This window comes from Saprospiraceae bacterium, from assembly GCA_016712145.1.
GTDB lineage: Bacteria > Bacteroidota > Bacteroidia > Chitinophagales > Saprospiraceae > Vicinibacter.
Genome location: JADJRO010000001.1, coordinates 2763050 through 2779727, shown reverse-complemented (window position 1 = coordinate 2779727; position 16678 = coordinate 2763050). Strand labels below are relative to the sequence as shown.

At 34.4% G+C, this 16678-nt stretch carries 12 protein-coding genes and 1 tRNA gene; 6 read left to right on the top strand and 7 right to left on the bottom strand.

The window, feature by feature from the left end:
* Positions 1-4: 4 nt before the first annotated feature.
* Both IPK91_11410 and nadB read left to right on the top strand, forming a co-directional pair.
* Positions 5-1495, top strand: coding sequence for a T9SS type A sorting domain-containing protein (locus IPK91_11410; GenBank protein ID MBK8297862.1), 1491 nt, complete (start codon positions 5-7; stop codon positions 1493-1495).
* 131 nt (positions 1496-1626) lie between these two features.
* Positions 1627-3231, top strand: coding sequence for an L-aspartate oxidase (nadB, locus tag IPK91_11405; protein MBK8297861.1), 1605 nt, complete (start codon positions 1627-1629; stop codon positions 3229-3231).
* Between the two features lie 479 nt (positions 3232-3710).
* On the opposite strand, the gene IPK91_11400 is transcribed toward nadB, so the two are convergent.
* Together IPK91_11400 and IPK91_11395 are read right to left on the bottom strand one after the other, a co-directional pair.
* Complete coding sequence (locus IPK91_11400; protein ID MBK8297860.1) at positions 3711-4163, bottom strand: RecX family transcriptional regulator; 453 nt, start codon at positions 4161-4163, stop codon at positions 3711-3713.
* A gap of 6 nt (positions 4164-4169) precedes the next feature.
* Positions 4170-4775: an HAD family phosphatase gene (locus IPK91_11395; GenBank protein MBK8297859.1), complete on the bottom strand. Its 606-nt coding sequence runs from the start codon at positions 4773-4775 to the stop codon at positions 4170-4172.
* Positions 4776-5258: 483 nt separating this feature from the next.
* Here IPK91_11395 and IPK91_11390 point away from each other — a divergent pair.
* Positions 5259-5332, top strand: a tRNA-Ile gene (locus tag IPK91_11390).
* A 376-nt stretch (positions 5333-5708) separates the two neighbouring features.
* On the opposite strand, the gene IPK91_11385 is transcribed toward IPK91_11390, so the two are convergent.
* The 3 genes from IPK91_11385 to IPK91_11375 form a co-directional block, all read right to left on the bottom strand.
* Positions 5709-7331 carry a T9SS type A sorting domain-containing protein gene (locus tag IPK91_11385; protein MBK8297858.1) on the bottom strand — a complete coding sequence of 541 codons (1623 nt, stop codon included), beginning with the start codon at positions 7329-7331 and terminating at the stop codon, positions 5709-5711.
* 130 nt (positions 7332-7461) lie between these two features.
* Positions 7462-9846: a T9SS type A sorting domain-containing protein gene (locus IPK91_11380; protein MBK8297857.1), complete on the bottom strand. Its 2385-nt coding sequence runs from the start codon at positions 9844-9846 to the stop codon at positions 7462-7464.
* Positions 9843-10505: a hypothetical protein gene (locus IPK91_11375; protein MBK8297856.1), complete on the bottom strand. Its 663-nt coding sequence runs from the start codon at positions 10503-10505 to the stop codon at positions 9843-9845. The genes IPK91_11380 and IPK91_11375 overlap by 4 nt, the downstream gene beginning before the upstream one ends.
* A 737-nt stretch (positions 10506-11242) precedes the next feature.
* On the opposite strand from IPK91_11375, the gene IPK91_11370 reads away from it, so the two are divergent.
* The gene (locus IPK91_11370; GenBank protein ID MBK8297855.1) at positions 11243-11719 is read left to right on the top strand and encodes a JAB domain-containing protein; all 477 of its coding nucleotides are present in this window, start codon (positions 11243-11245) and stop codon (positions 11717-11719) included.
* 30 nt (positions 11720-11749) lie between these two features.
* Positions 11750-12088, top strand: coding sequence for an ArdC family protein (locus IPK91_11365; protein MBK8297854.1), 339 nt, complete (start codon positions 11750-11752; stop codon positions 12086-12088).
* A 281-nt stretch (positions 12089-12369) separates the two neighbouring features.
* Here the strand turns inward: IPK91_11365 and IPK91_11360 are convergent, their stop codons facing one another.
* Positions 12370-13824, bottom strand: coding sequence for an MBOAT family protein (locus tag IPK91_11360; GenBank protein MBK8297853.1), 1455 nt, complete (start codon positions 13822-13824; stop codon positions 12370-12372).
* Positions 13825-13866: 42 nt separating this feature from the next.
* The gene (locus tag IPK91_11355) at positions 13867-14910 is read right to left on the bottom strand and encodes a hypothetical protein (protein ID MBK8297852.1); all 1044 of its coding nucleotides are present in this window, start codon (positions 14908-14910) and stop codon (positions 13867-13869) included.
* A gap of 298 nt (positions 14911-15208) precedes the next feature.
* Here IPK91_11355 and IPK91_11350 point away from each other — a divergent pair, with 298 nt between their 5' ends.
* A complete protein-coding gene (locus IPK91_11350; GenBank protein MBK8297851.1) occupies positions 15209-16660 on the top strand; it encodes a T9SS type A sorting domain-containing protein in 1452 nt (483 codons plus the stop codon).
* The last annotated feature ends 18 nt before the right edge of the window (positions 16661-16678 follow it).

Below are 16678 nucleotides of genomic sequence, written 5' to 3'. Positions count from 1 at the left end.
TGGATTGAATATTATTTTAACCATATATTGGTTATTTAATACTGTACTTTTATTATCTCAAGATAACATTTGGCCAATTGGTAAAAAAAACGAATTTCCAATTGGAGTTGATACTTTTGGAACTGAATTCTTATATTTTAATGGTAATGAACTTGAACATTTCTATATTAGAAAATTCATAAATTTTGCAAGCTGTGTCTCTAGTATAAGTTTGGATTCAAAACTTATCTACTTTTCAAATGGAATTCATATTTATAATAAGGAATTGGATATTATGGAAAATGGCAATGATATTAATCCAGGTCAAGTTCAAAAAGATTTTAGTAAGGAAGGCTATCCATCACTCAATTCATTTTTTAGTGTATTTAGCCCAGGAAAAGAAAATGAAGAAGTTGATTTGATTCACATGCAACAAGAATATCAGGGTGGTAAATGGAAAGATTGCATAGGTTCCTTTTTATACCATACAAAAATTGATATCAAAGCCAATAATGGATTGGGTAAAGTTATTTTTAAAAATAAAATAATTGGAAGGGGACCATTTAAGAGGGGTAGCCTAGCAGCTTGCCGCCATGCCAATGGACGGGATTGGTGGTTTGCAATAAATCCCTGTAACGACTCTTTGCAAGTCTATTTGATGTCTCCCGAAGGACCTAAAATTCATCATTTTGATTCTTTATCTTACAAAATACCCGAAGCAGAAGGACAGGGTGTATTTAGTCCGGATGGCCGGTTTTTTGCAATAAATACGAATAATTATAAGTTGAATCAAAGTGAAATACATCTCTTTGATTTTAATCGTTGTACAGGGCATTATACAAATCATAGATCCTGGCAATATTCAGATATACCACAAGATCATACCGCCGGAGTTGCTATTTCTCCCAATTCCAGGTTTATGTATGTTATTTCACGAGAAAAAATTCATCAGTACGATCTGTGGGTCAGCGATATTAAAAATTCTGATGTGGTGGTAGCAACTTATGATGGATATCAGGACATTTATGGTCCTACGGTTTTTTTTACAGCCCAGTTGGCTCCAAATGGTAAAATATACATTACTGGAAGGCTCCCAATATTTAATTTAACTATAATTGAATACCCTGATTTATTAGGTAAAAATTGCAATGTAATACAACATGCATTACCACTATTATTTCAAAATACATTTTCAATGCCTTACTACCCAAATTTTCGATTGGGTTCAGAAAAAAACAGTAATTGCGATTCATTAATGGTTTCAACAAAATACGTTTCTGCATCAGAGAAATTAGAAATAAATCCATCCCCTGCACATTCTAAAATTTATATTAAAAATTTGAATGATACCCATATTGAACATATCGATATAATAAATTTGGAAGGAAATTCAATAATTAACTTACAGGGGCAATCAATTCGTGAAATAGATATCAGTACCCTTCAAGCTGGAATTTACTTTTTACGCTATAGAACTAAGAACAGCAGTGGTATTGAAAAATTTTTAGTTGATTAATTTCCCTTGTTTCTTAATGAGTTTTCTATATTAATCTCTTCTCTTTATTTTTTTAAAAAATAGTTTGGTTTCTTTGAATTCAGTTTGCTAAGATTATTTTAATCTTACCTTTGTATCTTAATGTATAAATTTTGATTCAATCAGACGTTTTAATATTAGGAAGCGGAATTGCCGGATTAAGTACTGCCATTCAATTAGCTGAAAAGAATCCAGAATTGGTAATCCGGGTTGTAAGTAAAACAACTCAGGAAGAATGCAATACACGCTATGCGCAAGGAGGAATTGCAGCTGTTTGGGATCGCATCAAAGATGATTTTCAAAAACATATTTTGGATACCATGGATGCGGGCGATGATCTTTCAGATGAATCGATTGTAAAAATCGTTGTCGAAGAAGGTCCGCAACGGGTTCAGGAATTGATTGACTGGGGTGCCCGTTTTGATAAGGTACCAAATGATAAAGATTATGATCTGGCACGGGAAGGGGGGCATTCGGAAAAACGAATTTTACATTATCGGGACTTGACGGGTGCAGAAATAGAACGGGCGCTGTTAGAAAAAGCAGCCAGTTTTCCAAATGTAATTCTTCTCGAACATTATTATGCCATTGATGTCATTACTCAACACCATTTAGGGTATAATGTAACGCGCATCATGCCCGACATTGAATGCTATGGAGCTTATTTACTCAATCTCCAAAACCTGGAAGTCGAAACCCATTTGGCAAAAATTACTGTACTCGCAACCGGCGGTGCAGGCCAAATCTATAAAACGACTACCAACCCAATTATTGCTACCGGCGATGGAATTGCCATGTTGTATCGTGCTAAAGGGCATGTTGAAAATATGGAATTTGTACAATTTCATCCGACCGCCTTGTACCAGGCAGCCGGTGAAAATCCAGCTTTTCTGATTTCAGAAGCGGTGCGTGGTTTTGGAGGAATTCTTAAAACCAAAGATGGACAGGAATTTATGCACAAATACGATGATCGACTTTCCTTAGCTCCCAGAGACATTGTAGCAAGAGCCATCGATAGCGAACTAAAAGCACGTGGAGAAGATTTTGTTTGTCTGGACTGCCGACATTTAGACAAAGAAGAATTTGTCAATCATTTTCCAACGATTTATGAAAAATGCGTAAGCATTGGGATCGATCCTATGAAACAAATGATTCCTGTTGTGCCTGCATGCCACTATATGTGCGGGGGAATCAAAGTAGATGCATTTGGTAGAAGTTCGATAAACCATTTGTATGCCTGCGGTGAGTCTACCTGTACCGGTTTGCATGGTGCAAATCGTTTGGCATCAAATTCTTTACTGGAGGCTGTTGTTTTTGCATATCGCATTGCCGAAGCGATTGCACAAGAAATCTCTCAACTTAAAATAAATTATAAAATTCCAGAGTGGGATGCTACGGGTACCGCTCATCCAAAAGAATTGATCTTGATTACACAAAGTATCAAAGAACTCAAAGAAGTGATGTCTTACTATGTGGGTATCGTCAGGAGCAATGTCCGGATTGATCGTGCTCTTAACCGTTTGCATTTATTGTATGAGGAAGCTGAGGATTTATATAATACCACTACCTTATCCGCTGCACTCTGTGAGTTACGAAATTTGATTACCATTGGTTATTTAGTAACTCGATCTGCAAGCATGCGCAAAGAAAGCAGGGGCTTGCATTACACCACAGACTATCCGGAAAAAAATGATTTTAAACAGAGTAGTTTGTTGTAATGGTCTATAGTCTATAGAAAGGAAGTCTTTAGAGAAATTCTACAATGGTTCAAACCTGCAATGGTTCAATTTTAACAAATAAAACTAACTATATAACTAGTTACCGACGGCGTCACGCCAAGGTCAGAGGGGATTTGCTACTAAAGAAAATTAAGGAATGAAGTCTGATGGGAAATTCTATAATGGTTCAAACCTGCAATGGTTCAATTTTAGTAAATAAAACTAACTATAAAATTAGTTACCGACGGCGTCCCGCCGAGGTCTAGAGGGGATTTGCCAAAGAAAGTGCTGCAATAATAAAATGCTGCAATGGCTAAATTCTGCAATCCTGTAATTAATTATTACTTATCCTTTGAAAATTTGAACAATGAATCATAGTAGCATTTCCTAAAGACTATAGACTTATTCTCTATAGACTTCCAATCTATAGACTTCCTCACATTGTAGCATTGGAAAATTGAACCTTTGCAGCATTTTCCTCATTCTGCTTTCAATTTCAAATCATCTGCTGCCTGATAAATTAAATCAAGTTCATAACCTTTAGAAATTAGATTATTTATAGCTTTTGATTTGTTTTTATAAGTGGAATAAATTTTTTGGAGTTGAATTTTCAGTTGCTCGTAATATTCATCCGGATCAATCTCGTTGAGTGCTATGGATAATAAAGGTTCCCCGATTCGTTTAGCTTTAAGATAGGTTGTTATTTTAATTTTTCCCCAGTGATGGATTCTAAATTTTCCTCGGGCATACGATTTAGCAAATCGCTCTTCATTTATAAATCCGTCCTTTAATAATTCAAGAAATATCTCATCAGTGTATTCCGGATCTACGCGCAATTGTTTTAATTTTTGCTCAACTTCCATTTGGCTGCGATCCTGGTATGCACAGTAGTGTTGAAGTTGTTTGAGTACTTTATCTTTTGTGGAATACATCTTTGATTACAAAATGGAATGAATGGAACGTGCTATTTCATCAGCAGGATTGTGAAGATGAGTATGAATTCCTAATTGAATTGCAGCATCAATATTTTCTTGCCGATCGTCAATAAACAAACATTCATCAGCAATTAGATGTTCTTGTTGAAGTATGAATTGGAAAAATTCAAGTTCAGGTTTGCGCATTCCACATTCAAAAGACAGGTACACCTTATCAAACAAGGTTTCAAATTCAGGACTTTGATCATGCAATTGAAGCATTCTCTTGATATACCTCAGGTGGGTAATATTTATATTGCTCATCAGCAATAGCCGGTATTTTGATCGAAGTTTACGCAACATCTGGATTCTGTTCTCCGGAAAATCAAGGATCATTTGATTCCAGGCACTGTAATAATATTCCCCTTCGAGTATTTGCTTTGAGCGTCTTTGCAGACGGTTAAAAAAAGCTTCTTCTGAGATTTGCCCTTTTTCAAATGGGAAAAGGGCCATTTCAAAGAAATCGGCCATTTTTTCAGGATCTAAAACCGCCATAAGTGCTTCCATGGTAGCCTGTTCGTCCAGGTTTACCAGCACATTACCAAAATCGAAGATGATATTTTTGAGCATTCCTTAGCTTAGAACCTACAAATATGTAAATTTGCCGACTCATTTCAAACCGGGCAGTCCGGAAAAGAAATGTATACATGGCTCTGCCGGTTAGAGCCCAGTATTTTACCGGATTCTGATTAACGTATCAGATTTTTAATTCTTCCCGCCAGTACGCGGGATTTACGCTGCGCTCCAATAATTTTTAATTCTTAATTGATTTTTGGTTCCATAGCTCAGCCGGTTAGAGCATGGCGCCCAAAGCGCCAGGGTCCCTGGTTAGAGCCCAGCCATTTACCGGAATCTGATTGAAGTATCAGATTTTTAATTTTTAATTCTTAATTTATAATTCTTAATTGAATTTTGGTCCCATTGCTCAGCCGGTTAGAGCATGGCGCCCAAAGCGCCAGGGTCCCTGGTTAGAGCCCAGCCATTTACCGGAATCTGATTGAAGTATCAGATTTTAATTTTTAATTCTTAATTTATAATTCTTAATTGAATTTTGGTCCCATAGCTCAGCCGGTTAGAGCATCTGACTCATAATCAGAGGGTCCCTGGTTCGAGCCCAGGTGGGACCACAATTAACCCTTCTAACTAATTGATTTACAAAGGATTTGCTTTTTTGTGCCTCCTTTTTTGCCTCCTTTTCTATTAAACAAAGTTGAACTTTAATAAACATATCCGAAGGTAAATAGAATTTTATTTATTACTTGAAATTTATAGCCAATTGCTTTTAAACCTCGAAATTGTTTCTAAAATTCATTACAATTTATCTGTATGGGAAGACATAGGCACAGAAGATGCAATGTTGATGGTAAAAGAAATGCATACGGAATTTGAATTCGAGAATTTTATTAATCTCTCAAACTATAAGATTTATTTAAAGTAAATGATTGATGGCAAGCCCAGCAGGATGTTTAGTGCAACTACTTTATTAAATGGGTAATTAATCATTTATTCTTTAAAAAATATTTTAGATACAATATGTCCATTTTGAAAGCTAGCTTTTATAAAATAAGCTCCTGTCAAGTAATTGGAAAGAGGGATAATTATTTGTTCCCCCTGCTGTTGTGAACTAAATTTGTCAACAAATTTTCCTTCTAAAGTATATATACTATAAATAACATTAATTTCACTTGAATTTAAAATAACAATATATTTACTCGCCGGATTGGGATAAAATATTATCTCATTATCTATCTGAGATTGAAAATCAATATTATTTACTAAACCACATCCTGGGATAAAGCATCCGTCATCATCAACCTTAATTAGCCAAGGCATCCAATAAGGCTCTTTATATTTTTCATAAGCATCATCTAAATATGAAGAAGCCGCTAAAATATACCCGCCGGTTGGACAAGATTTTATATCATAAATATATCCGTCATCTTTGCCATTTCGTATGCGATAAGTTCTTTTCCATTCAATTTTACTTGTATCATTTATTTTGACTAAATTTAAAATATGGTGACTCCAATAAATTGTGTCATAACTCTGAGTGGAATCAATATATTCAAATATTGTATCCCTAAATGGAAGTGAACCAGCTAATAGAAACCCATCTTTATTATTAGTTCTGATTATTTTATCAAAACTGGCATTCCAAGATGGACCTCGATAAAGAGGATCAATATTTAGTTTAATAAAACCTTTAAATTTAAGAGTGGAATCTAAAATTTGGACAATACCATAACCTCTATTTCCAGTAGGAAAGGTTGGAGATTCATTATAATTATAATTTGACGAAAGGTAAAACCAGCCTTTTTCATTTTGAGCTATATCATAAATTTCAAAAAACCCTTGTGATGGTTTGGAATTAATACTATTTACCAAATTTCCATCAGAATCCAATTTATAAAATATACTTTCATAAGTTGAAGGAGATCCTAACCCAAAGTCATCCGTGTAACCAACTCCAACATAAATAAAACCATCATTATCAACATAAGTAGAATTAGGGTAATTGGTAAAAGTAGTAATAGGTTCTTTACCAATGATTGTATGCCAAATAATTTTTCCTGAAGTATCAATTTTTGTTACTTGAACTTTTCTCCATTGATTTGGAATACCTGTTTCTACCCTACTTGCAGTTATTAAATAACCTCTTGGATCTGCTGATAGGTTATTGTCTAGTATCGCGCCATTATTATAAAGAAGATTTTTTATTTCAAAAACCTTTTGTTCTCTCGTAATACGATTAAATTTTAAAATTGACTCTTGCTTATTTCTAAGATTAAAACCAGTGTAAAAAGTGATTCCATCCCAAGTTTGTATTCCTTCTGGATAAAAATAATTATAAACATCGTCGTCTTTTATGTGATAATAATCCAACAAATTACCATGCCAATCAAAAACATAAAATGCTGTGCCATATATTTCTTTGTAAGTAGTATCTGCCGAATAACCAAAAGCATAAATTAATGAGTCTGTGGGGAAAATGGCACTTAGCCAATTTGGCCATTGATTTACAAACCCTGTTCTATCCTCTGGTACCGTATATATACGACTAAAGAAATCTTGACTCTGGATAGTTCCCAAAGAAATAAATAATAAAATAATAATTTTTAGGTTCATCGTTCCTTAAAATAAATTAAATCGGGATAAATATAAGCTATTGTATCCAATTATTTATCCCGATCTATTGGTATTTAAGTATTTTATATTAAGCGAATATATTTATGCGATTATGTTCAAAGTAATTTCATTACTTGAAGATCTGGATTCTACGACTAATATTTTCTCCTTTTCCATTGGTTAAACGGATTAAATAAACACCAGTTGTCATTTTAGATAGATCAATTATATGATTAAATGAACTTGTAATTGATTTCGATAAAATTACTCCATTTAAATCAAGTATAACTATTTCCCATTCTAACTCATTTGTTGGTAATGAGATTAATAATTCGTCTTTACTTGGATTCGGATAAATATTTACTCCATCTGAAACGACTTTTACTTTTGATATTGTTACATTGTCCTCAGGTATTCCATGTTCATTAACATGCGATCCCCTAAGATTTTCAAAACCGTTAATATCAATATCATAATAGAATTTCAAAAGAGATTTAACCTCGTCTCCAGCTTGATTTGAGTTGTCATTTACAAAATCAATCATCCAAACTATTTCGGTATCATTTAGAGTTCCTTCATACCTATCATCATTCCGAACATCAATCAAATATGGGAGAAGATCGCCAAGTCCTTCGACATCGGAAGTTTGCGCTTCAGTTAATCCATTTAATCCTCCTAAATCGGAAAGTGCAGAAGACGCATTTGTAAAATCTCCATTCAAATAATTCACTTCAACCAGCTCTCTTCGAGATCCATAATCATCTGCTCTCTCCAACCAAACAATTATACTATCTGAATTATCTATCGTGTCCATTTTAAGTTCGTTTAATTTATCAAAACATAGGGCACTCATCTCTTGGTGTAAGTCAGATATTTCAGTCTCAAGATTGGTTCTTGATGTGGTATAATTAGTCAATGTATCTAACGCTTCTAATGATGATGTGGGTAAAGGATTAGATGCATTGGCTACAGCTGACCTAAAAGTACCTGATCTAAACAAGTCTGGATTTTTATACAATATCTGAGCTCTCTTTGAAGAATCATAAAGGTCATTTCGATTGTATAAAGCAAGTGCCACATCCGCGCTAAGCCAAGGAGATTTTGATATCACTCCAAAATATACACTATTAGCTGTTCCAATAGTTGCATTAGCAATGTTAGAAAGCAAAGTAGATGTATTTCCGCCATCAATTGAATCAACATATAAATCTTGCCTAATAATTACAGTATCCTTAAATGGCGTATATACTTGGAAATGATTCGCGCTGTCAGGCTTTCCAATCAATTTACAATTAAGCGTATCTGTAATTACTTTGTTCATTTTACTTGATGGAGTAGAAGTAGGTCTCTCCCCAGAAATGTCTCGATAATAGTAGTTAATTTTACTTACATCAGGGCTAGTCAGATCAAATGAAACATAACCATCAGAGGTATTTCCTGCAGCATTAAGTCTTGAACCCTGGAATCCTGAAACCTTTCCTTGGAATAAAAAATCTTTTGAAATGCTATTGAAATGAGTATTACACCGATACTGTAATCCAAAATTGTCATCTCCATTTAGACCTTGAGCAATATCGCCATATTTAAGATAAGAGAAGACATTCTTTTGAATATAATTCTCAGCCGTTCCTGATTCCTGCATTAAAATTCCCACAGAATTGTTATAGAAACCAGAATTATTAAATAAATTGTTATTAATATTATACCCGGTGCATCCGGTACTAAGGATTCCATATTTCCAGGATGTATCAAAAGTGTCTTTTGTTATTGAATAATTGTTAACACCAGCAGTAGTATTAACTCCTACAAACATATTACTAAACTTACTCTTGGTTAAATTTACTGTTACTGGTGAGATTGCCGAAAGAACCTGCACACCATATAAGCTATCTTTAAAGGTTGTTCTTTGAATTTCTAATGTAGCCCCCATTGCTTTGATGCAATAAGAATTAGAATCTAGTGGGTGCTTGGTAGAAGGATTATCAAATTTACAACTATCAAAATTAATTTTAGAATTATCAATTTTCACTTGCGTATAGTAATAAGAGAGTGGAAAAGAATTATCAATGTAAAACCTTGTCTTATTAATAAAAATTGGTGTTGCGCCAATATATGGCCCTCTAAGAATATGAATGCTATGTTTGTTATTCCTAAATGTCCCATTTGATATATTAACAAATAAGTTGCCTGCTGCTCTACTAGAATCATTATGAATTCCCATTTCTGAAAACTCGATGGTCCCATTTGTGCAATACAATTTTGGGTATGAACTAGTCGTAGAAAGCTGCATTTCAATACCATACCAAAATCTAGGGTCTCCTGTTCTTTCATTGCATATATCAGGGAAAGTACCTAAAGTGATAGAACCACCATTTATATTCAAAATGGCTCCAGGTTGTAAAATAATTCTACCTTTCTGTGGCATATAAACAGTTGACTCAATAACAAGAGCAACTTTGGGTTCAACAATTACATTTCTAGCGAATCGAGTTGGGGTTGAAATAGTGGTATTCACTGAGATAGTATCATCGGCATCCTCCAGATCAAAAAAGTACCGTTTGTGTTATTTATGATACTCTTTTTCATTCTGCTAGCTTGTCCACTTGTAAAATGATCAGTACAAGAGTAATCAATATTAGACATAATTATTGTTGGATCAACATCAATTAAGAATCCGCCACAACTATCTAAACAAGGATTTGGAAATCTGTTTCTACATTGAGCCGTATCCCACGCACAAGACACTACTGGCTCTGAATGCTTATAATCAATTGGTGTATCTGCTACTAAATCTCCCCTAGTTGTATCATGCACGGTAATTCCAACGCAAGGTTTATTGAAACCCATAAAATCTGTATGATAAAGATTTAAAGTGTGGCCAATTTCATGGGATGCAATATTGGTATTAGCCGCATATTTAAACCAACAATATGGTTGAGGAAAAACAGGATTTGTTCCAGCTTGGCCCTGTATATTATCACTACATTCACAGTCTTCCTTTTGAATAAAAACTGTAATACCTAAACCAGTTCCATACTTTACACCAAATGTTGTCAAATGTCCTGCCAATATTGATCCATCTTCATACATCGCAGTGCTATCAATAAATTGAGTGCAGCCTTGTACAAAAGTAATGTTATAAGGAGTTGTGTAATTATTCGCTAACTCAGACATAATTCCAGGCAAAATTGACTCTTGAATATCACCCTATCCGTCATTTTTTCTTATAAGTACGAAATATACTCTTATCGTAAGAGATGAAAATGTCAAATCCTCAGTGGTTCCATCCGGTGAGACTTCGGAAATTGTATTATTTCCACACTGAGCAAAAATATCCATTTGCATTTGAAGACCAAGAAATAGAATGTAAAAAAGAAGTCTAATAGACTTTGAAAATATTTGTTTCATATCGTATAACTTTAAAATAATAAATTAAAACGTTCTAACCACTTAATTGCCTAACTTTTTTAACTCGAAAATTATTTGTTCCATTTATAATTATTCAAGTCAAACCTATCTAAGCCAGACAGGAGCTAAAAAGTAAATTCTGAATTAGTTCAGGGTATAAAATAGCAATTGTTGTTCTCTAAATTCTTGAGGTGTTTCTGACGCTCTAATTACTATCCGATTTAATATTCCATTATATTCCTTGTTAAGGCAAATCTAATAATTTAAAATTAAAAAGCAAATTTTTTAACTAAAATTTTTAGATTGAGGAAATAATTTTTTAAGTATCCCTATTTATTGATTGAATTATTGCATTTTATGATTGAATAACTAGAAATTATCCTAGGAGCCATTCTTGACCTGTGCTTTTGTTTGTCATTCTGGCAATTTCTGTCGTCTCGGTCTTTTAATCCAACTCCTATACACTGGCTTTAAATGTTTTTTGACAATTAAAACCAGTAAGAATGAAAAAGAAACTCAATCAAGAGTCCGGCCTTGTATGGCAAGTCGCCGAAATTGGAATTGTGTACCGGAATAAGATTCCAATTTCAGAGCAACCAACCATTAGTTCATCCAAAGATGCCGAAAAGGTATTTCGGGAACATTGGAGCAATGACATTGAAGTGCTGGAGGAATTCTATGCTATTTACCTAAATAGAGTAAATAAACCTAAAGGGATTTTTCATGCTAGTAAAGGTGGACTTGCTGGAACAGTAGCAGATCAAAGAATCATCTTTGGAATCGCTGTTCAAATTTTTGCAACATCCATCATAATTGCACATAATCATCCATCAGGAAATCTGAAACCAAGTAATCAAGACTTGGAATTAACTCTAAGACTCAAACAAAGTGGATTGATATTGGAAACTCCAGTAGTTGATCATTTAATCCTTGCTCCACAACAAGGCTTCTATTCCTTCTCAGATGAAGGCAGACTCTAACAATTTTTTTCAATTTTAAAATTTACAAAAATGAAAACAACAACTGAACCAAAGGTTCAACAGATTTCATTTTATGAAGAAGTGACCAACCGAATCATTGCCTTGATTGAAAAAGGAGTAGTTCCTTGGAAGAAACTCTGGTCAAGCTATGGCCTAGCCCGTAATTATTTATCCGGTAGAATTTATACCGGCATAAATTACCTTCTTATGAATAATACCGGATATCCGATACCATACTTTTTGACATTCAACCAGGTTAAAGAACTTGGAAGAAGTAATAAAAAAGGATCAGAAGCTGTTCAAGTAGTATTCTTTAAAGTTGTCTATAAAGACATTGACGACAATACCCTTGATCAAATAGATGCCTAGTCAAGATTGCTAAAAGGAGAGGATATTAAGGTTTGCGATTCATAAGGTATTACAATGTCTTTAATATTGAATCCATTGATGGAATTGATCCTGATTTAAGCAGGTATATGGAAACAAAACTCTCAGATAATCAAAAAATCGAGGAATGTGAGCAAATCATCAAGAATATGCCATTTAAAATAATATATAATTATTTAACAATGTGTTTATTAATGTTCAATGCTGTTTATTTAAGTTTAGTGGTTCGAGCCCAGGTGGGACCACTTTAAACAGAATCAATCCTAAAACTGAAAATAAATAAAACTGCTGGTACTTTCCTGACTTAATAAGATCATGCACACTAAAAATGCCCAAATAAATCCGGAAAACCACCAGGGCCATTTTTTAAATTCTGTTAGAACGTTTGTATTTCTAAATAACCAATGTGTGATGAGCATGCAAAAGGTAATAATCGATACTTTACTGAGATCAATGGCATTGATCAGTGCTTTTGCTTCATGACTAAATCCAAACATAGATTGCAACATCATCCAGGCACCACTAAAATCCTGCTCCCGAAAAAAGACCCAGGTAATGTTGATTAACATAAAAGTACCCAGCGCCTTTAAAAAATTTAAACTGAAAAATTGATGGGTATTTAATTGATCGGATTGCACTTCATGAAGAGCATGATGGTTGTGATTGTGTGTTTTAAAAAATCGCTCCACTGCTAAATAAATCCCATGCAATCCACCCCAGACTACAAAGGTCCAGTTGGCACCGTGCCATAGACCACCTAACAACATGGTCAACATTAAATTGATGTAGGTTTGCATTTTGCCGTTTTTATTTCCTCCCAAAGGGATGTATAAATAATCACGCAACCATTGGGATAAGGTAATGTGCCAGCGTTTCCAGAAATCTGAAAAACCAATTGCAGCATAAGGGTATTTAAAATTTTGTGGGAGTACAAATCCTAAACAAGCGGCGACTCCAATTGCACACGTTGAATATCCGGCAAAATCAAAAAAGATCTGACCTGAAAAAGCAAAAACACCCATCCATGCATCTAAAAACAGCAGACTTTCTTTTGAATCAAATACATCGTTGGCTGTTGGTGCCAAGAAACTATCTGCTAATACCACTTTCATAAATAGACCTAAAGAGAGTAAAAACAAACCATCAATAAATTGGCTTCGGGTAGCGGCTTTCGGATTTTCAAATTGAGGCACTAATTGCGGGGGTCTTACTATTGGACCTGCAACTAAATGCGGAAAAAAAGTAACGAATAATGAAAAATCCAAGAGAGATTTAACCGGTTGACTTTCCTTTCGGTACATATCTATGGTATAACACAAAGTAGTAAACGTATAAAAGGAAATACCTGCCGGTAAAATGATGTTTGGCTTGGCAGGATGAAAATCCCATCCAATCAAATTGACCAGATCTACAAAATTATCCAATAAAAATCCACCGTATTTAAAAAAACAGAGCATCCCTAAATTACCAATCAAACTAATTACTAAAAGTAATTTCTTCTTTACCGGATCGTTTTGTTCATACAAGGCCCTGCCAACAAAAAAATCAACTACCGTTGAAAGCCATAATAACAAAATGAAAACAGGATTCCAGGCTGCATAAAAAATATAACTGGCAACAAGTAAATTGACTTTTTTTACTTTCCAAGAAAAAGGTGCATAATGCAAACCCAACAGAATAATAAAAAAAACTATAAAAGTGAGCGAGTTAAAAACCATAAATTGTTAGATTAATCGTGATGAATTGTTGTAATGAAATTGCTAATTAACTTTTTGGAATTTCCATCCACAATCTTGCCTCAATACATCACTTAATTTTTTAGTAAAAACCTTTCCACCAGCCAAATCCAAATGTGAATATTCCGGACAACGAAGGCTGGTCAATTCCGGATAATCATAAAAATGAATTCCTTTTAGCTGTGTGGTATCCAGAATACGTTTCCAAAATTTCTCCCTTGGAAAAATTATTTTTTCAACATTCCATTCATCTCCGGTTGAAGGGGTACGTGTTATAACGATCTCAACTCCTCTGCTCTTCAATTTATCTACGCAGGTTTTAACAATACCTAACAACGAATCAATTTGAAATGCAGTTGGTGGTGGTTTTTTCTTTCCCATATCTCCGTACAATTTCCAAATGTTTTGCACGACTTTTGTTTCTGCTGTGTCTGCCGCAAATCGATCTGTCATATAGGATTGACGATGTGAATTGACTCGCTCAAATTCTCTTGGAAAAACCGGAAGTACAAAAACATCCTTTCTTCTTGGAATGGGTAATTTATCAATCAAGGGATTGAGTGTAAAGCTTTCCTTATCTAAAAATACCCAATACGATTGCAAGGCCTGATCAACATAAAAAGACATTTTTTGAGCATACGTCTCGTCACTTAAATAACTAATTCCATCCTGGGGCCTTTTATAAGGATTGGTTCCAAAATTAAAAAACAATTTTTCGGTGATATCAAGAATCAGTTTCCCTTTAAAATTTTCATCATTTGCCAGATCCTGCAAAACTGGCAAAGGAGTAGATCCAACATGCGCTAATTGTACCGGAATCTCACCGGTTTCCTGAAACCAGGTCTCAGCATCTAGATCATATTTAATACGGGAAGACCCTATAAAAACAGTTGTTTTGTCTTTGGGTTGATATACTTTACGTCGTTGATGCGCCCAAAATTCTTTGCCGTCATCGTATGAAATAGTATAGCCACTTTTACGCAGATAAAATTCCCAGCTTGAAATTGCTGCTACCACAAGGAACAGCGCCCATAAAAATGATTTAACCAGTATCGCTTGAGTTTTCATAAGTTTGTTAAGATCGGCTAAAATAAGCTAATTGAATTTATTCATGGAATTTTATTCAAAATCAGAATTAAAAATTAGCCTTGATAATTTATCAGTGTGCTGTTGAAACTATTGAAATTAATAAATACTTAAATAAATTCATTCCATTCATCATCAAACAATAGCTAACTTTTTACAACAACCCAACTTAATTTAATAAACATGAAACGATCCTAAGCAATCTTTATAAATCCAATAAATACCTTTGTACTTCCAGGTTTCTCTTATTATTTATATCTTGTGAATTAAATCTCTTGGCGTGCGCTACATCTTCCTCAGTTTAATATTTATAGTAGGCTTTTTTAGAGTGGGTTTCGCACAAAACCCCAGTTGGCGCTTATGGGCAGATGGATTACCCACCGGGGTTTATCCAAGAATGGTCGTTGCACCAAATCACGATATTTTTTACAGTTTATTAGGAGCCGGTACCAATTTAGGCCTCGTTTTTAAAGCCAACACACAAGATGCTATGGGTCAATTTACTGCATTGCCTAAAATTCCCAGACCCAGTACGATTCAAAATAATATTGTTGCACTTGGTTATAATAGAAAAAATGAAGCGATTGTAGGAATATACAGAAGTGATAATACACAGCCCTGGTTGTTTAAATATAACAAACTAACGGATCATTGGGATACTGCTACTTCAACTGTTACTCCTTCACTTGGTGGACATTGCATAGCAACCTCAGAAAACGGAACTATTTATGTTGGAACTCGTTGGGCTTATATCTATAAATCAACAGATGATGGAAATACTTATGAAGTTCTTTATGACAGCAAGTCAGTAAAATCCGCGCATCCGTGTTATTATCCATCTGCTTTAAATAATTCCGATTCCAACGGGGCTATTTTTTCAATTGCAATAGATCGCAATGGCAGAATTTATGCCGGTACCGAAACAGCCGGTGTAATTTTTTCTGATGATGAAGGAAAGTCCTGGCACCCTGCTGATATTTTTACATGTCAGACAAATGATCCCAATCAAAAAGATACTACCAGTTTATATTATCCCCTTTCCATAAGTGGAAATGTAGCCGCCCTTGGATTTACGAAAGACAATGCCCTGATTTGGTCCGGCGTAAATATGTGGGCACTCAACTGGAAAAATAAAATGGGATTTGCCGATTATAAATCACAAACTGTTACTGAAATTAAAGGACTTCCGGACTATTTAATTCAAACCGGACAGCAGGTTTCTAAAATAGTTACTACAACAAATGGTCAAATCTTTTTTCATTCCGGATCATCAACAGGTGCCTCTCAAATTGGAATTTATACATCTTTCGATGGCATCCACTGGATCCCATTTAATATTGGCATTACAGGACAAAATGATGGTACCTCCCAGGGATCTCTTGCCGTTGACGGCAATAAGGTTTTTATGGCAACACGAGATGGTAAAGTTTGGATTTACGAAGACAGTTTAGTAAGTAATTCCGATCAGTTTGTTTTGAAAAATAAATCTAAAATTAAATTGAGCCCAAATCCTGTTAAAAACTTACTGCAAATCGAACTAGATCCCTCCATTCAAAACGAGATTTTAGCATTTATTCTTTACGATGCAATGGGAAAAAGAATAAATTCAAAACAGCTTAACAGTTTACAAAAATTGGAATTGGATGTTTCGCAATTTGCATCCGGGCTGTATTACATTAAGTGGATAGGGAGGAATCAAACTTTTTTAAACTCTTGTTTTATTAAAAACTAAGATTGATTTGAAAAAGGA